Annotated in this window: 17 protein-coding genes and 1 pseudogene; 7 read left to right on the plus strand and 11 right to left on the minus strand. The window is 56.2% G+C overall.

Annotated features, from left to right (window positions below):
* Positions 1-39 precede the first annotated feature (39 nt).
* Complete coding sequence (nfi, locus tag ACXUPB_RS05190) at positions 40-723, plus strand: deoxyribonuclease V (protein ID WP_035559275.1); 684 nt, start codon at positions 40-42, stop codon at positions 721-723.
* A gap of 6 nt (positions 724-729) precedes the next feature.
* On the opposite strand, the gene ACXUPB_RS05195 is transcribed toward nfi, so the two are convergent.
* Positions 730-1,446 carry a glutamine amidotransferase gene (locus ACXUPB_RS05195; protein WP_035559278.1) on the minus strand — a complete coding sequence of 239 codons (717 nt, stop codon included), beginning with the start codon at positions 1,444-1,446 and terminating at the stop codon, positions 730-732.
* A gap of 136 nt (positions 1,447-1,582) precedes the next feature.
* Between ACXUPB_RS05195 and tpx the strand changes: the two genes are divergently transcribed.
* On the plus strand, positions 1,583-2,083 hold the full coding sequence (gene tpx / locus ACXUPB_RS05200; RefSeq protein WP_472955749.1) for a thiol peroxidase: 501 nt from the start codon (positions 1,583-1,585) through the stop codon (positions 2,081-2,083).
* Here tpx and ACXUPB_RS05205 read toward each other — a convergent pair.
* Both ACXUPB_RS05205 and ACXUPB_RS05210 read right to left on the minus strand, forming a co-directional pair.
* Entirely contained in the window at positions 2,066-2,764 is a 699-nt protein-coding gene (locus tag ACXUPB_RS05205) for a gamma-glutamyl-gamma-aminobutyrate hydrolase family protein (RefSeq protein WP_472955752.1), read from the minus strand. The two genes, tpx and ACXUPB_RS05205, sit on opposite strands and share 18 nt — an antisense overlap.
* Before the next feature lie 70 nt (positions 2,765-2,834).
* Entirely contained in the window at positions 2,835-3,845 is a 1,011-nt protein-coding gene (locus ACXUPB_RS05210) for an amidoligase family protein (protein WP_472955755.1), read from the minus strand.
* Positions 3,846-3,988: 143 nt separating this feature from the next.
* On the opposite strand from ACXUPB_RS05210, the gene ACXUPB_RS05215 reads away from it, so the two are divergent.
* The 3 genes and pseudogenes from ACXUPB_RS05215 (at position 3,989) to ACXUPB_RS05225 (ending at position 9,185) form a co-directional block, all read left to right on the plus strand.
* A complete protein-coding gene (locus ACXUPB_RS05215; RefSeq protein WP_472955756.1) occupies positions 3,989-6,487 on the plus strand; it encodes a mechanosensitive ion channel domain-containing protein in 2,499 nt (832 codons plus the stop codon).
* A gap of 332 nt (positions 6,488-6,819) precedes the next feature.
* Positions 6,820-8,268: pseudogene (locus ACXUPB_RS05220) on the plus strand (hypothetical protein).
* A gap of 227 nt (positions 8,269-8,495) precedes the next feature.
* Complete coding sequence (locus ACXUPB_RS05225; RefSeq protein ID WP_472955758.1) at positions 8,496-9,185, plus strand: CBS domain-containing protein; 690 nt, start codon at positions 8,496-8,498, stop codon at positions 9,183-9,185.
* 82 nt (positions 9,186-9,267) lie between these two features.
* Here ACXUPB_RS05225 and ACXUPB_RS05230 read toward each other — a convergent pair whose 3' ends face one another.
* The 8 genes from ACXUPB_RS05230 to ACXUPB_RS05265 all read right to left on the minus strand — a co-directional run bounded on the left by ACXUPB_RS05230 (position 9,268) and on the right by ACXUPB_RS05265 (position 17,379).
* On the minus strand, positions 9,268-10,392 hold the full coding sequence (locus ACXUPB_RS05230; protein ID WP_335597315.1) for an aminotransferase class V-fold PLP-dependent enzyme: 1,125 nt from the start codon (positions 10,390-10,392) through the stop codon (positions 9,268-9,270).
* Positions 10,393-10,526: 134 nt separating this feature from the next.
* Positions 10,527-10,934, minus strand: coding sequence for a cytidine deaminase (cdd, locus tag ACXUPB_RS05235; RefSeq protein WP_179915736.1), 408 nt, complete (start codon positions 10,932-10,934; stop codon positions 10,527-10,529).
* Positions 10,935-10,976: 42 nt separating this feature from the next.
* Complete coding sequence (gene deoD, locus ACXUPB_RS05240; protein ID WP_472955760.1) at positions 10,977-11,702, minus strand: purine-nucleoside phosphorylase; 726 nt, start codon at positions 11,700-11,702, stop codon at positions 10,977-10,979.
* Between the two features lie 29 nt (positions 11,703-11,731).
* Positions 11,732-12,976, minus strand: coding sequence for a phosphopentomutase (locus ACXUPB_RS05245; RefSeq protein WP_472955761.1), 1,245 nt, complete (start codon positions 12,974-12,976; stop codon positions 11,732-11,734).
* The gene (gene deoA / locus ACXUPB_RS05250; protein WP_472955762.1) at positions 12,973-14,328 is read right to left on the minus strand and encodes a thymidine phosphorylase; all 1,356 of its coding nucleotides are present in this window, start codon (positions 14,326-14,328) and stop codon (positions 12,973-12,975) included. Before deoA ends, ACXUPB_RS05245 begins: the two co-directional genes overlap by 4 nt.
* The gene (gene deoC / locus ACXUPB_RS05255; RefSeq protein WP_472955764.1) at positions 14,328-15,122 is read right to left on the minus strand and encodes a deoxyribose-phosphate aldolase; all 795 of its coding nucleotides are present in this window, start codon (positions 15,120-15,122) and stop codon (positions 14,328-14,330) included. The genes deoA and deoC overlap by 1 nt, the downstream gene beginning before the upstream one ends.
* An 85-nt stretch (positions 15,123-15,207) precedes the next feature.
* Positions 15,208-16,491 carry a NupC/NupG family nucleoside CNT transporter gene (locus ACXUPB_RS05260; RefSeq protein WP_386082670.1) on the minus strand — a complete coding sequence of 428 codons (1,284 nt, stop codon included), beginning with the start codon at positions 16,489-16,491 and terminating at the stop codon, positions 15,208-15,210.
* Between the two features lie 36 nt (positions 16,492-16,527).
* Entirely contained in the window at positions 16,528-17,379 is an 852-nt protein-coding gene (locus ACXUPB_RS05265) for an outer membrane protein OmpK (RefSeq protein ID WP_444675385.1), read from the minus strand.
* 332 nt (positions 17,380-17,711) lie between these two features.
* Between ACXUPB_RS05265 and ACXUPB_RS05270 the strand changes: the two genes are divergently transcribed.
* Positions 17,712-18,473 carry a DeoR family transcriptional regulator gene (locus ACXUPB_RS05270; protein WP_444675384.1) on the plus strand — a complete coding sequence of 254 codons (762 nt, stop codon included), beginning with the start codon at positions 17,712-17,714 and terminating at the stop codon, positions 18,471-18,473.
* Between the two features lie 280 nt (positions 18,474-18,753).
* The gene (gene cyoA / locus ACXUPB_RS05275; RefSeq protein ID WP_472955767.1) at positions 18,754-19,779 is read left to right on the plus strand and encodes a ubiquinol oxidase subunit II; all 1,026 of its coding nucleotides are present in this window, start codon (positions 18,754-18,756) and stop codon (positions 19,777-19,779) included.

A 19,779-nucleotide genomic window follows, 5' to 3' on the forward strand; every position in this document is an offset into this window, starting at 1 on the left:
TCTTCATTCATTGGATTGTTTATTGTCAGGGAGGATGACATGTCTGCACCGCTACACGAATGGAATTTAGCACCTAGGGAAGCGAGGGCGTTACAGACACAGTTGGCGAAGGGGTTGGAAATATCCGACCGCTTGGCCTCTGTGAAGCATATAGCGGGAGTGGATATCGGTTTTGAAGATGGCGGCGAAACAACCCGGGCAGCCGTAGTGTTGCTGGAGTGGGACCCTGCTACCGCGCCCAGTTTAAACGTGGTGGAACAAGTGGTTCATCGTGAGCCCACCCGCATGCCGTATATTCCTGGCCTGCTCTCGTTTCGTGAAATTCCGGCGGCGCTGGGGGCGTTTGAAAAGCTCAGCGTATTACCTGAACTGGTCATGGTCGACGGGCAGGGAATTGCCCATCCACGGCGCTTAGGGGTGGCGGCGCATTTAGGGCTGTGGCTGGATTTACCCACTATTGGGATTGCCAAATCACGCCTATATGGCAAACACGCTGAGGTGGGCGAGCAGCGCGGAGACTGGGTGCCGCTTTACGCGGGGCAAGAAACTATTGGGGCCGTGCTGCGCTCTCGTGCCAAGGTAAAACCGGTGTATGTGTCACCAGGGCATCGCATCACCCTGGAAACGTCGCTTGCCTGGGTGATGCGCTGTTTAGGGCGTACCAAACTGCCTGAACCTACACGGCTTGCCGATCGCTTAGCGTCGCGGCGAGATCAGCGTTAATCGGGGCTATACAAACGCGAGGAAGCGCGTGAGCAGGCTAGCTGCGTCTGATGCATCAGTCACCTTCGCTGATAGGCTTGCAGGGTTCTCACCCTGGTCGCGCAAGATAGCGCGTTGGCGCTCTATATAGGCGCGCATGACGGGCACGCTGAACTCAGGGTGGAACTGTACGCTCCATTGGCGCGGGCCATAGCGCAGCGCTTGATGGGCGTCGTGGCTATTGTGGGCCAGCACAGTGCAGCCGTGAGGCGCCTGCATGACCGACTGCGCATGGGAAAGGTGTGCCGCAAAACTTTCCGGTAATTGACTAAATAGCGGGTCTTGTCGGCCAGCCAGCGTCAGTCGCACCGTATGAGTGCCCGACTCGCGGCCTGCTGGGTGGTAATCGCTGACACCGCCAAAAGCGGCGGCCATGAGTTGATGGCCATAGCAAACGCCCAGCATGGGCATATCGTTTGCCAACGCGTCTTGCAGCCATGGTTTAAGTGCTTCGCTCCAGGGTTCTGCATCGCTGACCATGCTGTGCGAGCCAGTGATCAGTATGCCTGCCAAGGTGTCTAGAGCGGGTGGGGTAGGGTTGCGTTGCGCGTCCCATACCTGCACCTCTAAATGCGCAGGTAGGGCAGTACTTAGCTGCTTTTCAAATAGCGTTTCAAAGTCGCCGTACTGGTCGACGACTTCTGGATAAGCATCGCCGGTTTTAACGATTAATACACAGGCCATATCACTCCCTCGGTACGATGAAACGCAAATGTTAAACAAAGGTCTTTCAGGAAGAGCACAAAGGCATGATGATAGCCTACCATGGCCTCTTGGATGGTAAGAATTCATTCGTTATTAACGACATAAGGAAACGACAATGCAACAAATTACCCGTGCGGGCGAGCCGCTGGATGTGGCTGGCACACTGCCTGCTAAAGGTCAGGCAGCACCTGAAATGACACTGACCAACACTGAGCTGCAAGACGTTACGCTTGCGACCTATGCGGGCAAGCGTAAAGTGCTTAATATTATTCCCAGTGTGGATACGCCTACCTGCGCGATGTCGACGCGTCGCTTTAACGAACTGGCCTCTAACCTTGCTGACACCGTGGTATTGGTGGTTTCGGCTGATTTACCCTTCGCTGCCAAACGCTTTTGCGGTGCAGAAGGGCTGGATAACGTTGAAACGCTGTCTACTTTCCGCCACCCAGAGTTTCGTGAAGTCTGGGGCGTGGCGTTGTGTAATAACTCGATGGAGGGGCTGTGTGCCCGTGCGGTGGTGGTGCTGGATGCCGATAATCGCGTGCTACACAGTGAGTTGGTCAGCGAGCTGAAAAACGAACCAGATTACGACGCAGCGTTAGTCGTCTTGAGCTGACAGCGGGCGTTTTCTAGCATGACGTCGTGAAGCCGTCACCAGCGCGCGAATCAAGCGCTGCTGGGGGCGGTTGAAAATTAGCCATTCGGGGTGCCACTGCACGCCAATCAAAAACTCATGTTCACGTGACTCGATGCCCTGTACCAAGCCGTCCCGGTCGCGGGCGACAATCTCTATCCCTTTGCCTGCGCCATAAACAGCTTGGTGATGCAGGCTGTTAACCCGGCACCACGTCACGCCGAGCAACCGGTGTAGCTTACTCGCGCCGACAATATCGACGGTTTTGCGCGGCAGTACCGTACGGCGTCGTTTTAGCCCTTCATGTGTGGTGTAAATATCCGGGTCTAGAGTGCCACCAAGGTGGACGTTGATTAGTTGCGCGCCCCGACAAATGCCCAGTACGGGCGTATGCAGCGGAATGAACCGCTCAAGCAGCGCAAGCTCCAATTCATCCCGTGCCGGGTCGAGGCGTACATCCAGCTGCACTTCGCCGCCGTAAAGGTGGGCCTGAATATCATCTCCGCCACCAATGATTAAACCATCTAAATGGTCAGGCTGGTGGCGTGAAGGCGATAACCGCAGCGGTTTGCCGCCATGGCGCCAGACGGCGAACCAATCAAACCACCATGCTAAGTGGCTTTTGCGGTCAGAGGTGGTAATTCCGATAAGCGGCCGAGACATGCAGGTGGTTACTCACTGTGGCAAGAAATAAAGTTGAAAAACGTGAAGTTGAAAATAAGACATTAAAAAATTAGCGCTCACGACGCAGCCAACGGACCAGTTTTTCTTTTACGCGGGTCAGTATCGGTCGGTTATGTTCGGCAATATACTCAGCGCAGCGAGCGAGCAGTACCTCCGAGTTAGCGGCAAGTTTCTCAACTTCCACCCAGCGGTTCCACTCCATTGCCGAGCCCCAACCCGGTTGGGAAAGTTGGGCGTTGGGTAAGCGATAGTGAAAAGTGGGACGTGGTTTCGTGAGCTGAGCATGTAACAACTCATGGCCATGGTCAGGGCGCAGATAAGCAAACAGTGGCAACATATCCAGCTCACGGTTGCGCGTTGGATTATGATGCAGGTAGTCGTCAATCAAGGTATCCAGATCAGGTGAGTAGCGGCTATCGAGGACCTTTAGCGCGTATGCTTTGTGAAAGGGGTTGGCATGGGGCAGCACCTCGCGGGTAATATCGACTTTAATTTCATCGCGCAGCCATCCGGCAAGTAATAAATACGCGCGCAGCATGGCAAGCAAATAGTCGGCATCAAAGCGCTCTACTTCAGGGTTTAGATGCAAACCGAACCCATACATCAAGCTAGCATCGGTGCCCTTGGCGCCGTGCTCTCGCAGTGCTTCAAACAGCGCGTCTAAATCTTCAAGTTCATTCCAGGGCACCGGCGGGCAAACAATTTCGGTAGGCACTAGGCCAGTGACCATATCACCAATCAATTCGCGGGTTTTTTGATGGAACTGGATGCGTCGTTGGTGCTGGTGGCGCGCCCACTCGCTGTCTTGAGCGTGAGGGTCTTCCAGTAGGGCTTTGTCAGGGTGAGCGTACTGAGTGTCGAGTTCAATGCCAAATTCGCCCCAGCGGGTATTCTCTACTAGTAGCCGATGAGGGCTTACCACGTTAAGCTCCCCGCCAAACAGTTCACGTACGATCATCGCCGTGTCTCGGGGTGGCAGACCAGCAAATTCAATTTCGACGCCAACCTGCCGGATATTCCCATGACTGTTTAAGCGGTTAGGTGGAGCTTGTAGCGTCATCTCGGCATCCTTGAGGTGAACGTTTAAGCATCCAGCCTATCATAGTCACGCGTTGAGGCTGAGTGCATTCCTAAGGGCTATAAACTAAAGCGGCGGTAAATGGTAAGCAGGACGCCATTCAGATTAATATTCAGGAGTAAGGCGTGCGACAGCACTGGTTAATTAGCGCGGTAATAGGCGTTGTCTTGTTTGTATTGGCGAGCCTAGTACTGACGAGCATGGCAATCACTCAGGCCCAGGCGCAAGTGGTGTCGATACCCGGTTTGGGGGGTGGCTCTGAGGAACAGGAAGTTGAGGTCAGCGGCGAAGAGTTCCAGGCCTCGTTAACTGATGTCATCACCATGCTTGAAAACGAGGAGCGGCGCACTGAGCTGCTCACGTCGCTGCGCGAGCTGCAGGTAACCGCAGATGCTGCCACCGAAGACGAGGGCGTGGTGCGCCAAGGGCTGCTGGGTGCCCTCGCCGATACGCTAAGCGACCTTGGCGATCAGGCGCAGGCAGGCGACTCACCGGTTGACCAATGGGCGCGCCAGCTGGTTCAGGGGGCGGACGATTTACGCGCCCTGAACGACGATGCCGACCAAGGCGAAGCCATTCGTGCGGTTGCTGAAGGAGCTGTCCTGGCCCTGGTTTGGATCGGGCTGCTGGTGGTAATGATTGCCTTTGGGCGCATGGTCGCTACCCGCCGAGAGTGGCCGCTGGATCTGCCTCGTGACCCCAAAGCCTGGTTAATGGCTGTGCACTTCTTACGCCGTATGCTGCCCTGGGCGTTGGCGTTTGCCTTCACGCTTGGCATTGGACAAGTGCTTCCGGACAGCCCAGGGCGGACGCTGGTGCTGGTGGTGGCCTATATCTGCCTATGCGGGCGGGCGCTGTCGGTGGTGTTTGAAACGGTCATCGCCTTCTTTAGTCGCGGCCACCGGTTTACGGCGGTTCAATTACTTCAGCAGCATGCCCTGCGTGGGATGTTTGTGATTGGTGCGTTGATTGCGCTTGGTGATGCGGTCAACTCAACCCGCTTGGTTGAAATGCTGGGCAGCGAACTGTCGAGCTTGGTCTCGGTGCTTTCCAACATGCTGGCGGCGCTGCTTTCAGCGCGGTTTATTCTTAAATTCAAACGCCCTGTGCGTCATTTGATTTGCAACCGACCGTTTAAACAACGCCGTGACGCCAGCACTGCGGTTGAGATGATCCGCTCGCTGGGTGGGCTATGGCACATTCCCGCGCTGCTACTGGTGAGTGGTTCACTACTGGCGATTTTTATTACCGTTGGCGATGTCGGCACTGCGCTGGCGCGCTCAATTATCTCTGCCAGCCTGCTGGTCCTTACGCTGGTAGTGACCGGGCTGCTGCGTCGCCAAGCGGAGCGGATGGGCAAGCGCCGTCATCGTCAGAGCCAATACCGCAAACGCTTAGAGCGTTTCGGCTTTGTCCTCGCCCATATTTTTGCATGGATGGTATTTGCCGAGCTCTCGATGCAAGTGTGGGGCAGTTCGTTCTTTGGTCTGGGCCAACAAGCAGTCGCCAGTGCCCGCATTGGGCAAGCGCTGGTCAGTCTTGGCGCCACGGTGCTGTTGGCGTGGCTGGTGTGGATCTTTGCCGACACTGCTATTCAGCGGGCGCTTACCTCGTCGGCACGCTCGCGGGGGCGGCGGGTCAACCAGGCCCGGGCGCAAACCATCACGCCGATGATTCGCAACGTCATCTTTGTGACTATCTTGATTATTGCCGTCATCGCCGGCTTGGCGAACTTGGGTGTTAACGTGACACCGCTGTTAGCCGGTGCTGGTGTGATTGGTCTAGCGATTGGTTTTGGTGCCCAAACATTAGTGCAGGATTTAATCACCGGCATCTTTATTTTGATCGAAGATTCGCTGGCGGTAGATGACTTTGTGCAGATCAATAACCACATGGGCACGGTCGAGGGGCTGACGCTGCGCACGGTTCGCCTTCGCGACTTGGACGGGATCGTGCATATCATTACCTTTAGCCGCATTGAGTCGATTCATAATATGTCTCGGCAGTTCGGCATTGCGCTGATGCGTATCCGTATTCCGTTTGATATGAAAATCGACGATGCCATTACGCTGATGCAGGAAACCGCGCAGGAGCTGCGCCGTGACCCGATGATGCGTCACTACATCTGGTCACCACTGGAGATGCAGGGGGTTCAGGGGTTTGAAGATGGCTGCCCCATCCTGCGTATGCGTTTTCGCACCGCGCCAGAAATGCAGTGGGATGTTTCGCGGGCGTTTAACTTGCTGCTCAAACAGCGCATGGAAGCTCAAGAGATTGACCTGGGTGTGCCGCGGCTCAGCATCAGTATGGAATCGCGCTCAGAAGACCGCATGGAGGCGACTGCGGGCACGTCGTTTTCGCTGGACAATGGTGCACCAGAAAGTGAGCAGGGTGAGTCAGACGCTGAGCAAGAAAGCGAAACAAACACAGACGATCATAAGAAACCCGCACCACCGAAGCCGGCACCCCGCCCAACCAAGGCAGAAATACGGCGCGATGAGCAGGCGCGCAAGCACGATGAAACGCCTAATCGCGCCGCGTCACACCGGCAAAAGCCCCCAGCACAAGGCAAGCCCCAGGCCGATACCTATGCCAGTACCGGCGGAGAACACGGCGATGAGTAACCACGGCCCGCGTAAGCGGCGCCAACGGTTATACAAAGAGACCGCGTGGTTAACGCGGTCAACCAGTTCGTCGTGACGCGAGATTGCATGATCGGGAGGCAGCGAAAAGTCATTCGCCACATCGCCTTGCCAGTGAGCGCCGTGGCTGAGTCCTAAGCGTGCGCGTAACCTGCCAATATCACTCTAATAACAGCAGCTCAAAGGGTGAAAAACGGGCAATGGACATTTCCTAGCTCCACAGATGAAGAGGCGGCAGTGATCTTGTGCAGCGCCATGATTATGTTAGCCATGGTATATCATCACGTTAGACAAAGGAGTAGGAGATTGGTGGGTTGATCAACGTTGAGCGTAAAAACAGCTTTCAGCTGCGTCTTACCCGTCGGCTCAAGGAAGAGACGTCGCATAACCTCGACGTCTATCTCTTTGTGCCTGGCGAGCTGGGCCTAAGTACTCAGCTTATCTCAGAGGAGGCTTTTTATCATGCCGCCATTCATGTATCGCGCACTTACTACAGTGACGAATACCTGCTGCCACTGGTGCATAGTCGGTTGGCCAGTCGCAATCGCCTGGGGAGTGACTCTTACCGGTTGAGTTTGAGCCTATACGCCTATCAATACGTGGAAGCGATGGAGCGCACCACGCAAGCGATGTTAGTAAGCGCCAATAAGTTACGTCATACCCGCCAACAACAGCGGGAAGAGAGTAGTGAAGAGCAAGAAAGTGCGGTTGCCTTACGTGACCAACTGCATGAAATGATCGACTTGAGTGACGGAATCCTCAAGCGCCTGCGACGCAATCAGCCGGATGACGAAAGCTTCAAAAAATACTTCGCCAATATTGATAACTACCTCTCCTGGTTTACCGAACAGCAATTACTGGCGTTAGTAGCGCATATGCCCCGTGGTGGTGAGTTTACTGAGATTCGTCGACGCTTTATCAGCGTGTGCCATCGGGAGGACGAACATCGCCGCGAACAGCAATACAACGCCGAGCGAGTAATGGCGGACCCGACGCGCATGTCGAACAAAATGCGCCTACTGCGGCGTTTGATTGAACATCCGATTACGCTATAGCAAGAGGCATTGGAATTGGGCGGCGGCGAGCAGAAAGCGGTCAAAGCCCTGGCCACGGCGGTGGTAATGGGGTTTGTGACATTAGGCGTGCTGCAGTTACGTAGCGCGTTAGGGGATCTTTCTGCGCTATTCGTGTTAGCCATGGCGCTGCTCTACGCCATGCGTGAAGTTTTTAAGGATGATTTGCGCAATACCCTTTGGCGCTTGCTGCGCAAAGGCCGTCCTAAGTGGCGTCGCCAGTATCTAGACCCCACGCGAAATGCCGTGGTGGGTCGCCAGCTGGAGTGGTTTGACTACAAGCGCTTCGCTTCGCTGAGTGATGACATCCAACAATTGCGCCGTCGCAAGGTGGCCCAGCGGGAAGAGGTAGTGCTGCACTACCGCTCAAGTTCACGTATGTCACCCACGCGCTTTTTAAGCGGCTATGAGCATACGCGCGAAACACTTAATTTGGATATTTCCATGCTCACGCGGCTAATGAGTAAAGGGAAGCACCACATCTATCGGCTTAAAGATGGCCAAGCAGTGCGTGAAAGCGTCGAACGCCGCCACCTGTTTAATCTGGTGATTCGTGAAACGGGCAGTGAAGACACGCCCTACCTTGCCCGCTGGAAAGTCGTGGTAAGTCGCTCAGGCATTGTTGATGTGGAGAAAGTGGAAGAGAGTAGTGCCACAGCGGCGAACAAACCAACCGGTAAGCAGGCATAAAGCTGCGCTAGATCAAATTAGTCTCAATGCGTTCTTTTAGATAGCCAGCTGGCATAGGCAAATTTCCAGTAGCGAACTAGGCTCAAAGAGAAGGCAGGGCGAACTGCCACTGCGGCTTAGCCTTAACGAATCAGTCTTAACGAACCAGCCTCAACGTGTCAGATTTAAGTCCAAGGGCGAGTTGCGTAAGGCTGATTTAAAGGGGGCTAGGCGCCAGGAGAAGAGCCATGCAAGCTATTGATATCATGACACCCAAAGTGGTGAGTGTGGGACCCGATACGGAAGTGCGTGACATTGCGCAACTGCTGCTAAAACACCGTATCAGCGCTGTGCCTGTCGTCGATGCCGATCACCGGGTGATCGGCATTGTCAGTGAAGGCGATTTGATGCGCCGGGTAAAAGATGACAGTGACCACGGTCACTCATGGTGGTTATCGCTATTTACGGGCGGCAAGGATGCTGGCGACTATGTCAAGACGCATGGTCGTAAAGCCCACGAAGTGATGACGCCAGATCCACTGACCGTGGAAGAGAACACGCCACTGCATACCATTGCGCGAACGCTGGAAAAACACCACATCAAACGTGTACCCGTCGTGCGTGAAGGTAAGTTGGTGGGGATCGTCAGCCGCGCTAATCTGCTGCAAGGAATTGCCAATGCGGCGGTAGCGCCGACTCAGTCACCCTCGGACGATCGACACATCCGCGAGGCCATACTGGACGAGGTGGAACACAACACCGGCGTGCAAACCGAAGGCATTAGCGTGATTGTGGATGGCGGTGCAGTCGAAATATGGGGGCTGGTCGAGTCGCTTGAGCAGAAGCAGGCGGTGACGGTCGCAGCAGAAAATGTGGCTGGGGTAACTCGCGTCGAAAACCATCTAGGGATGATGCCGCGGGGCGTGGGGTATATGTGACCTTCAGCCCGCTATTTTAATAGCGGGCTTTTCCTTCCTTACTCTCTTAAGCACTCTCTTAAGCACTCTCTTAAACACGCTCTTAAACCACTGCTTTAATCGCCTGCTCTAAGCTGTTCACGCTGCGCTCTGTGTGGTGCAGCTTATCTAGGCCAAACAGGCCTATGCGGAAGGTTTGGAAGTTATCGCCTTCATCGCACATTAACGGCACACCGCCCGCTACTTGCACGCCCGCTTGGGCAAGTTTGCCCACTAAGCCGCTATCGTCGCTATAGCACACCACCACACCCGGTGCTTCAAAGCCTTCCGCAGCCACGCTCACAAAACCGTGGCGCTTAAGCATGGCACGGACTTCACGGCCAATCGCTTGCTGCTCCTCTTTCACCTTGGCAAAGCCGTAAGAGCGGGTCTCCTGCATGATATCCCGCAACTGCCGCAGCGCATCGGTAGGCATCGTGGCGTGGTAGGCGTGCCCGCCGTTCTCATAGGCTTGCATGATGCTGTGCCACTTGCCCAGGTCGCAGGCAAAGCTGTTGCTCTGGGTGTCACTCAAGCGCTGCGTGGCCCGCTCTGAGAGCATGACCATGGCGCAGCAGGGCGAACCGCTCCAGCCTTTTTGCGGCGCACTTACCACCACATCAATGCCCAGTGCCTGCATATCCACCCACAGGGTGCCAGCGGCGATGGCGTCTAACACAAACAGGCCGCCTACCTCGCGAGTGGCCTTGGCGAGCGCTTGAATATAGTTATCTGGAAGCAGCAAACCAGCGGAGGTTTCGACCTGCGGGGCGAACACCACGGCGGGTTTTTCGCTACGAATTTGCGCCACAGCCTCATCAATGGGAACCGGCTGGAAAGGCGAATGCGAGTCATCGGCATTCAGCCGTCGCGCCTTAAGCACCGTGTGCTGGTCGGTTAAACGGCCCATCTCGATAATTTGCGTCCAGCGGTAGCTGAACCAACCGTTGCGGATGACCAACGTTTTCTGATCAACGGCAAACTGCCGCGCGACGGCTTCCATACCAAAGGTGCCGCTGCCGGGAACGATGATGGCCGAGTGAGCGTTGTAGACCTCTTTCAGCGTGGCCGATATATCGCGCATCACACCTTGAAATTGCTGCGACATATGGTTCAGCGAGCGGTCCGTGTAGACCACTGAGTACTCAAGCAAGCCGTCAGGGTCGACGTTGGGCAGTAAACCAGCCATGGCGTTCTCCAAATAAATACAGTGCTCTCATCGGCACACTTCATCAAAAATATACAGTGGCTGCTAAGAGTACGAGCAATATATGCACAAAACCAGCCCGAGTGGGGCTGGTTTTGAAAGCCAAGCGGGCTGACTTAGCGTGGCGGCAACTGCTCTGGCCCAAAGGCGTCGGGCAGCAGCGTTTCCATGGTGTAGGTTTTCATCAATTCACCGCTGCCGGAAAGTACCTTGATCTGCGTCTCTGGCGTCGCGAATTCGCGAATCCGCTGACGGCAGTCGCCGCAGGGCGTGCAGAGGTGATCGCCAGGGCCCATCACGTAGACGGTCGCCAGCTGGCGCTGCCCGGCAGTGATCATGGCGGAAATGGCCGATGCTTCGGCGCATAGGCCTTTGTAGTGCGCCACCTCCACGTTAGTGCCCGCAAACTGATGACCGTCAGGGGTTACCATCACAGAGGCCACCGGGTGCGCTGAGTAGGGCACATAGGCGTTAGCCCGCGCGCTTAACAACGTTTGAACGATCTGTTCTGATACCTGTTCCATCACTTTTCCTTTTGGCCGCTTCTGCGTGCTCTTTTCAACGTTCTATGCGCGGGCTGCGTCGTCGCGAAGAACGGTGTCCAAAGCAATCAGCATCATGTCGTCGAACGTGGATTGGCGATCGGCGCTGGAGAGCGAGTCGCCTTTCAGGATGTGATCCGACACGGTGCAAATAGTCAGGGCGCGGGCGCCAAACTCAGCGGCGACGCCGTAAAGGCCAGCGGCTTCCATCTCGACGCCGACAATGCCGTAGCGCTTAAGCATTTCAGCCATGTCGGTTTGCGGGTTGTAGAACAGGTCCGCTGAGAAAATGTTGCCCACTTTGACCGGCACGTTTTTAGCCTTGGCGGCGGCAACCGCGTGCTGGGTCAGTTCAAAATCCGCAATGGCGGCGAAGTCGTGGTCGTTAAAGCGCATACGGTTGACTTTGGAGTCGGTGCTGGCGCCCATGCCGATGACCACATCGCGCACGTTGACGTCGTCGCGTACCGCGCCACAGGAGCCCACGCGAATTAGCGATTTTACGCCGTAGTCGGTGATCAGCTCTTTGGCGTAGATGGAGACCGACGGAATGCCCATGCCGTGGCCCATCACGGAAATCTCGCGGCCTTTGTAGGTGCCGGTATAACCGAACATATTGCGCACGTCATTGACCTGGCGAACGTTCTCCAGGTAGGTGTCGGCGATATATTTGGCGCGTAGTGGGTCGCCGGGCATCAGTACGGTATCAGCGAAATCACCGGGGGCGGCGTTAATATGTGGGGTTGCCATCAAAGGTCTCCTTTAAGCGGCGCTAGCCTTTAAGCGGCGTCAGGTAAAAAGCTTGTGCCATCGGCCATGGCCGGTAGCAGGAAAAAGTCGGCCAGGGTTTGGCCAATATCGGCAAAAGTGCCGCGCTCACCCAGCGAGCCGGGGGTAAAGCCGGGGCCGTGTACCAGGATGGGGATATACTCGCGGGTGTGCTCGGTGCCGTGCCAGCTGGGGTCGCAGCCGTGATCGGCGGTGAGAATCAGCAGATCATCTTCGCTTAGCGCAGCCAGGAGCTTAGGCAGTTTGGCGTCGAAGTCTTCTAGCGCGGCGGCGTAGCCCGGCACATCGCGGCGGTGGCCATAGACCGAGTCAAAATCGACAAAGTTGGTCATGATCATGGCGCGCTCGCCTTTGTCGCGCTGGCTGGTGCGCTCGATCTCGTTGAGCGTGGCTTCCATCAGCGCATCGTGGCCGCTGGCTTTTACCTTGTGGGTAATCCCGCAGTGGGCGTAGATGTCGGCAATTTTGCCAATCGAGACCACTTCGCCACCGGCATCATCAAGCTTTTGCAGCACGGTCGGTGCCGGTGGCTCAACGCTATAGTCGCGGCGGCTGCCGGTGCGGGCGAAGGTGGTGCTGTCCTCGCCGATAAACGGACGGGCGATGACGCGGCCAATGTTGTAGGGCTCTAGCAGTTCACGCACGGTTTCGCACAGTTTATAAAGCCGCTCGAGACCGAAATACTCTTCGTGGGCGGCAATCTGAAACACCGAATCCGCTGAGGTATAAACAATCGGCTTATCGGTGGCAATGTGCTCTTCACCCAGGCGGGCGATGATCTCGGTACCTGAGGCGTGGCAGTTGCCAATGACACCCGTCAGATTAGCTTCCTGGACAATAGCGTCGAGCAGCTCGAGGGGGAAGCTGTCGGTTTTATCCAGAAAGTAGCCCCAGTCAAAGCGTACCGGCACGCCGGCGATTTCCCAGTGGCCGGAAGGAGTGTCTTTGCCACTGGAGATCTCTTTAGCGTGGGCGTAAGCGGCTTCCAGGCTGTCCGGTAGCGTCACGCCTTCGGCAACGCTGCCGGTGGCGTCGCGGTGGGCGTGGAATAGCCCCATCTTGGCCATGTTGGGCAGCTTGAGCGGGCCTGAACGGTTGGCGTTATCGGCCGCATTACGGGCGCAGGCGGCGGCGATATGCCCCAGGGTGTCGGAGCCTTCATCACCAAAGGTGGCGGCATCCGGGGCGGCGCCAATCCCAAAGGAGTCCAGTACCAGGACTATCGCGCGGCTCATAAGGCTTCTCCACGGAAGGTGTCTTGTAGCAGGGTGTCGGGGGTAGCCGCCGCTTCGCCAATCGTAAACGCGGTACGGAGCTGCTCGGCGGCGCGCTCAGCGGCGGCGTCACTGCGGGCGTGCACCATGGCGATGGGGCGCTGGCTATCCACGCGCTCACCGATTTCGACGATATCGGTAAAGCCGACGCTGTGGTCGACGCTGGCATCGTTACGCAGGCGACCACCGCCCAGCTCGACCACGCTCATGCCCACGGCGCGGGTATCAATGCGCTGAACGGTGCCAGCCTGCTCGGCATATACGGGTTTAATGACTTCAGCTTTGGCCAGGTAGTGCTCGGAGCGCTCCATAAAGTCGCTGGGGCCGCCGAGTTCTCGCACCATACGGGCGAACACTTCCGCGGCAGCGCCGGAGGTCAGCGCTTTTTCAAGCTTCGACAGCGCTTCTTCTCGTGAGCCAGCCAGCTTGCCGGCAATCAGCATTTCCACTGCCAGTTCACGGGTGACTTGCATCACGCGGCTGTTGGGGCGGTCGCCACGCAGCAGGGCCAGAGTCTCCACGATTTCTACGGCGTTACCGGCGCAGGGTGCCAGCGGCTGGCTCATATCGGTAAGCAGGGCAGTGGTGGGTGTGCCTGCTTGGGTGGCCACATTGGCGATGCTTTTGGCAAGCTCCCGGGATTTTTCCGGCGTGGGCATAAAGGCGCCGCTGCCGACTTTTACGTCCATGACCAGCGCGTCCAGCCCGGAGGCCAGCTTTTTACCCAGGATAGAGGCCGTAATCAGCGGAATAGACTCTACCGTGGCGGTGACGTCACGTACGCCGTAAATGCGCTTATCGGCAGGAGCGAGGTCACCGGTTTGGCCAATAATCGCCACGCCGGTGGATTTCACCACCTCGCGGAAACGCTCTGGCGCGGGGTAGGGGTCGTAGCCGGGAATCGATTCAAGCTTATCCAGCGTGCCGCCAGTATGGCCCAGGCCACGCCCGGAGATCATCGGTACAAAGGCGCCGCAGGCGGCGACCCAGGGGCCGAGCACCAGCGATACCAAATCACCCACGCCGCCGGTGGAGTGCTTATCGACAATCGGGCCAGGCAGGTTCAAATCGCTCCACTGCATCACATGGCCGGAGTCGCGGGTAGCGGTGGTCAGCGCGACCACTTCTTCACGGCTCATGCCGTTGAGAAACACTGCCATGGTAAAGGCGCCAATCTGGGCATCGCTGATGCGGTCATCGGCAATGCCCTGGACAAAGGCTTTGATCTCTTCCGTGGGCAAGGGCTGGTTATCACGCTTGAGGCGAATCAGCTCCTGGGGGAGCAGGTTGTGTTGAGTGGCGTTGGCAGCCATTAGTAACCTCCGTCTGTAGTGGCAGCGTTGGTGTTGCCGGTCAACGTAGCCATCAGGTTGCCGAGCAGGCTAGAGGCCCCAAAGCGGAAGTGCGCGGGGGTCGCCCAGCCTGGGCCCATAATCTCGTTGGCAAGGGCTAGATACTCGGCCGCATCTTCGGCGGTTTTGACACCCCCCGCCGCTTTAAAACCAACCTCCTGGCCACTGGCTTTAATCGCCTTGAGCATAATTTCAGCGGCTTCCAGCGTAGCGTTAACAGCTACTTTACCGGTCGAGGTTTTAATGAAATCCGCGCCGCCTTCAATGGCGAGCTCGCTGGCACGTTTGATCAGCGCAGGCTCTTTGAGTTCGCCGGACTCAATGATCACTTTGAGCAGTGCTTGGCCCGCGCAGGCGGCTTTGCACATCTCGACCAGCTCAAGACCGGTCTCCTCATCGCCGGCCATTAGTGCGCGATAGGGGAACACCACATCGACTTCATGGGCGCCGGAGGCTACCGCGTCACGGGTTTCACGGGCGGCGGCCATAATGTCGTCGCCGCCGTTAGGGAAATTGGTGACCGTGGCGATCTTCACCTGGTCATTTAGCTTGTGAGCAGTCAGGGCACGCTGGGCGGTGACAATAAACTGTGGGTACACACAGACGGCGGCAGGCGTGCCAAAGGGCGTTTTCACCTGCTGGCAGAGCGCTTCAATGGTACTGTCACTGTCGCTTTCGTTCAGGCTCGTTAGATCCATGAGGGTGAGTGCTTGGCGGGCGGCTTGGACGATATGAGGAGAGGCGGTCGCAGTCATTGAATTCTCACAAATCAGTAAAAGATAAAAACGGGCACTGCGGATAAAGCCGCAGCGCCCGTCACCTTCAGCAAATCTCGCTGCGTTAAGCAGTCGCGTTACTTAGGGCGATAAAGAAGCCGGCAATCGAGGCCGACATCAGGTTGGACAGTGTACCGGCCAACACGGCTTTAACACCAAAACGGGCAATCTCTTTACGGCGGGTAGGCGCAATGCTGCCCAGGCCACCCAGCAGAATCGCAATGGAGGAGAGGTTCGCAAAGCCACACAGCGCAAAAGAGAGAATCGCCATGGTGTGCGGTGTCATCATCTGACCCGTAGCAGCCACTACCTGTTCCCCATCGATGTAGGGTGCCAGGTTGATATAGGCGACAAATTCGTTGACTACCAGTTTTTGGCCAATGAATGAGCCAGCCAGCGTGGCCTCTTCCCAGGGTACACCCAACAGGAAGGCCAGTGGGGCAAACAGCCAGCCCAGGATCAGTTCCAGGCTCAGCGAGTCAAAACCTACCCAGCCGCCCACGCCACCTAATATGCCGTTGACCAGTGCAATCAATGCGATAAATGCCAGTAGCATGGCGCCCACGTTGGCGGCCAGCATTAAACCTGAGGTCGCGCCTGATGCAGCGGCATCCAGGACGTTGGCAGGCTTATCTTCCTGGGCGTCAATCTCTTCTTCCACCTTGGAAACGCTGTCGCTGTCGGTAACGTCTTGAGTTTCCGGCATGATCAGCTTGGCAAACAGCAGCCCGCCTGGTGCCGCCATAAAGGAGGCCGCTACCAAATACTCCATGGGAATACCCAGGGCAGCGTAGCCCGCCAATACTGAACCGGCCACCGACGCCAGACCACCACACATAACGGCAAACAGCTGCGACGGTGTCATGCGGGCGATAAAGGGACGTACCACCAGCGGTGCTTCGGTTTGGCCGACGAAAATATTCGCGGTGGCGGAGAGCGACTCTGTACGTGAGGTGCCTAGCGCTTTCTGCAGCGCGCCACCCAGGATACGAATGACCCACTGCATAATGCCGATGTAGTAGAGCACGGCGATGAGTGAGGAGAAGAAGATAATAACGGGGAGTACTTTGATCGCAAATACAAAGCCGACATTATCCACATCCGCTAAGCCGCCGAATAGAAAACCGATACCGTCGTTGGCATACACCAATATTTGGCTAACACCGGACGAAATGGCCTGCAGCACCGCCTGGCCAAACGGCACGTAAAGTACAAAGGCACCGATACCCGCCTGGATAGCAAAGGCGCCCAGCACGGTACGCAGCCGGATCGATTTACGGTCATAAGAGAAGATCAGGGCAATGGCCACCAGAGTGACCATACCCACCAAGCTCATAAGGAGTGTCATAAGGAGATCCTTCGAGTCCGCGAGGGTTAAACGCGTTTAAAGTAAGTTGAGCTTGACGGAGTAGATCACCGCATTCTGATAGTCGTTGGGCGTGCCCAACTTATTCTCAGAGTAGCGGTACTGAATGCCGGTGGTGAGTAAGTCACTAGGATGCCACCACAGGCTAAGCGCACCGTTAGTGCCCACACTGCCAGCTTTGTCGCCCACGTAGTTCTGCTCCAGGTAGTCATCGTCGCGGCCAAACGTCTGTTCGTGCCAGTTGGTGACGCTGAAGTTCTGGTTGAGCGCGTTGAAATCATAACCCGCGACCCAGCCTGCCATATAGCCGTTCATACCGGTATAGCTGTTACTTTGCACCCGCGCAGCCCCGATAAAGGGCTTGAACCAGAGGCCGTTATCAAAGGTGGTACGGTAACCCAGACCCAGAATCTGATCCTGTTCGCGGCTGTTATAGCCGTAATCGCGGAAGTCATACAGGTGGGCATAAATCGACAGCGGGCTATCACCCAAGTAAATATGCGAGGTCACTTTGCCCGCAGTGCGGAAATTGTCTTTACCACCGCTTGACTCATCGAACTGGTCGTTGGTGGGGTTCTCGAAATCAAAGAAGCCATAAAACTCACCCCAGCTAAAGCCAGCGCCGCCTTCGATTTCGAGAAACATAAAGTCGCTTTTCGCCGCGTTGGAAGCGGTGCGATCTTCGGTACCGTTTGACCAATCAAGATAGTTAACCGAAACGTTGGCGAATGACCACAGCCGGTCAAGCGGATGGGGCTGAGCATCATCTGCCATTAGCGGTGTAGTGAGCATTGTCGCCAATACACCTGTTAAGCCAGCGCTAAGCGCGACAAAAGACGAGGTGTGAGAAGAGTGAGTACGAACTGTCATAGGAGCCTCAACAAGGTTATCGCGGAGCCATTTGGATGGGCTATCCGGGGGTTGTAATTGTGTGGGCTGGCGTTAATGTTAAAATTATAACATTTAGTGTTATTTTTCTAACGTTGATTTGCAAGTGTTGTCACATCAACGCTATTTAAATGTCATATGGCTCTCATTATGGCACTAATAGGATCAATGGCCGTCGTAGCAGTGGAAATTACGCCGCAGCTCGCTCAGCATAGATATGGAAATAGATATGCAAATAGCTATGCAAGTGGATGCAACACCCATGCTCCCGCTGGGAAGATCACAATAAGAGGGTTTGCCAGGAGATGCCCACCATGAATGGCCGTAGCGCGATGCGCCTTGCCAAACTTCAAGAAGCGCTTGCCAGTGGCGGCACTCTTCATCTGCGCGATGCCGCCGAACTGTGCAATGTTTCTGAAATGACCATCCGCCGCGACCTCACGACTCAGGCCACTGCCATTAGCCTGCTGGGTGGGCGCCTGGTGATGGCAAATTATCCTGGCGTTACGCCTATTTATGACTTATCCGAACAGCAGGCTAGCCACTACCAGGCTAAGTATCGTCTCTGTCAGCGGGCATTAGCCTACATAGAAGAAGGCGATACGCTGTTTATTGACTGCGGGTCAACGCTGATGCCGCTGCTAAGCCAGTTGAGCCATTTCCATGAACTGACGGTAGTCACCTATGCGCTGAATGTTGCTAATGCCGTCGCCGCTCTCCCCAACGTGCGCTTGGTGCTGTTAGGTGGGTTGTTTTATCCCGCTTCGCAGTCATTTGGCAGCGACAATATGGCCGCTGCCATCGAACGGTTGGGGATTAATAAAGCGCTGATATCGGCGGCGGGGGTAGATCTAGAGCGAGGTGTTAGCTGCTTTCACTTTCACGAGGTTGCTCCCAAACAGGCAGCCATTGCCACCGCCATGCAGCGACTGTTGGTGGTAGATGCCAGCAAGTTCGGCGTAGTACGCCCGGCCTATTTCGCTGCCCTGGAAGATTTTGATGTGGTGGTCACCGACGACGAGGGAGTGCATAGCAGTCAATACCTGGGGTGCGGCAATGCGCCACTTCTTTCATGATCTCGATCAATAGAAAATACTTTAGTCTTAACTGCTTAAGTCTTTAGTGCTTAAGCCAGCGAGGCTCGTCGCCAATTCCCATCCGGCGACGCATATTTTTCCCGGAGCAATGGAGCCCGGCGTCACGTGTGCACTGTCCTTGAGAGCGTTTTACTAGCGCGTTTTCAAGAGCGTCCTGCAGAGCATGTTTTGGGAAGAGTATGGGGTGGTAGTTAGCCTGCTATGTAGAAGGGCGGTATGGCTAGCTAGTGTTTTAAACAACCTCTGACGAGATCACACCATGCAACGACGCTCACTTTGGCGCAGGCGAGGCACGCTAGTGCTCCTTGCGCTGTGTCTGTTTCTAGCAGGCTGTAGTTCAGCGCTGCTAGACCCAAAAGGCCAGATTGGCGCTGAGCAGCGCACACTGATTCTGACCGCCTTTGGCCTCATGTTGATTGTGGTTATTCCTGTGATTGTCATGACGCTGCTGTTCGGCTGGCGCTATCGGCGTAGTAATAGCGGGGCTAAGTACCTTCCCGATTGGGCGCACTCCAACGCGATTGAAGCGGTGATCTGGATCGTGCCTTGCGCGATTATCGCGGTGCTGGCGCTGTTGACTTATAAAACGTCCCACAGCCTGGACCCCCACAAACCGCTGGAAAGCGACGTGGAGCCGATCGAAATTCAGGCCGTATCGCTGGACTGGAAATGGCTGTTTATCTATCCCGAGCAGGGCGTGGCCAGCGTTAATGAAGTGGCCTTCCCGGTCAATACCCCGGTGCGTTTTCGGGTGAGCTCCGGCTCGGTGATGAACGCCTTTTTCATTCCCCATTTGGGTAGCCAGATCTACGCCATGGCGGGGATGGATAACGATGTCCACCTTATCGCTGAGGAGCTAGGTAACTACCCAGGTCGCTCCACCAACTACAGTGGCGCGGGTTTCTCGGGCATGACCTTCGAAGCCAAGGTGACCACTCCCGACGAGTTCGATGACTGGGTTGAAACCGTGCGCGGTGCCTCTGAAACGCTGACCTACCCAGAAGGCTACGAAGCCTTGGCGGAGCCTAGCGAATCGCACCCGGTGGAGTACTTCTCGGCCATCTCGCCAGCGCTGTACGAAAGCATTTTGACAAGCTTTCACACCGGCGGTGAGCACGATATGGGTGACGATCACGCGATGGGCAGCGACCACGCTGATGCTTCTGATGGTGATAACGATCATGCCACCCCACAAGCGGCCGCGTTTGGTCACCACACCGATAACCATGCTACCCAGGATCATGCCATGCGCACGCATCCTACTAGCGTTGAAGCAGGGGGTTAA

The organism is Vreelandella sp. DA03-1M (assembly GCF_055725665.1).

Excerpts from the sequence above, each read along its gene's own strand:
- ACXUPB_RS05205 (WP_472955752.1), bottom strand. The coding sequence starts at position 2,764 with ATGTCTCGGCCGCTTATCGGAATTACCACCTCTGACCGCAAAAGCCAC.
- deoA (WP_472955762.1), bottom strand. The coding sequence starts at position 14,328 with ATGGCTGCCAACGCCACTCAACACAACCTGCTCCCCCAGGAGCTGATT.
- ACXUPB_RS05230 (WP_335597315.1), bottom strand. The coding sequence starts at position 10,392 with ATGGCTGGTTTACTGCCCAACGTCGACCCTGACGGCTTGCTTGAGTAC.
- deoC (WP_472955764.1), bottom strand. The coding sequence starts at position 15,122 with ATGACTGCGACCGCCTCTCCTCATATCGTCCAAGCCGCCCGCCAAGCA.
- cdd (WP_179915736.1), bottom strand. The coding sequence starts at position 10,934 with ATGGAACAGGTATCAGAACAGATCGTTCAAACGTTGTTAAGCGCGCGG.
- cyoA (WP_472955767.1), top strand. The coding sequence starts at position 18,754 with ATGCAACGACGCTCACTTTGGCGCAGGCGAGGCACGCTAGTGCTCCTT.
- ACXUPB_RS05195 (WP_035559278.1), bottom strand. The coding sequence starts at position 1,446 with ATGGCCTGTGTATTAATCGTTAAAACCGGCGATGCTTATCCAGAAGTC.
- deoD (WP_472955760.1), bottom strand. The coding sequence starts at position 11,702 with ATGGCAACCCCACATATTAACGCCGCCCCCGGTGATTTCGCTGATACC.
- nfi (WP_035559275.1), top strand. The coding sequence starts at position 40 with ATGTCTGCACCGCTACACGAATGGAATTTAGCACCTAGGGAAGCGAGG.
- ACXUPB_RS05225 (WP_472955758.1), top strand. The coding sequence starts at position 8,496 with ATGCAAGCTATTGATATCATGACACCCAAAGTGGTGAGTGTGGGACCC.
- tpx (WP_472955749.1), top strand. The coding sequence starts at position 1,583 with ATGCAACAAATTACCCGTGCGGGCGAGCCGCTGGATGTGGCTGGCACA.
- ACXUPB_RS05265 (WP_444675385.1), bottom strand. The coding sequence starts at position 17,379 with ATGACAGTTCGTACTCACTCTTCTCACACCTCGTCTTTTGTCGCGCTT.
- ACXUPB_RS05270 (WP_444675384.1), top strand. The coding sequence starts at position 17,712 with ATGAATGGCCGTAGCGCGATGCGCCTTGCCAAACTTCAAGAAGCGCTT.
- ACXUPB_RS05245 (WP_472955761.1), bottom strand. The coding sequence starts at position 12,976 with ATGAGCCGCGCGATAGTCCTGGTACTGGACTCCTTTGGGATTGGCGCC.
- ACXUPB_RS05260 (WP_386082670.1), bottom strand. The coding sequence starts at position 16,491 with ATGACACTCCTTATGAGCTTGGTGGGTATGGTCACTCTGGTGGCCATT.
- ACXUPB_RS05210 (WP_472955755.1), bottom strand. The coding sequence starts at position 3,845 with ATGACGCTACAAGCTCCACCTAACCGCTTAAACAGTCATGGGAATATC.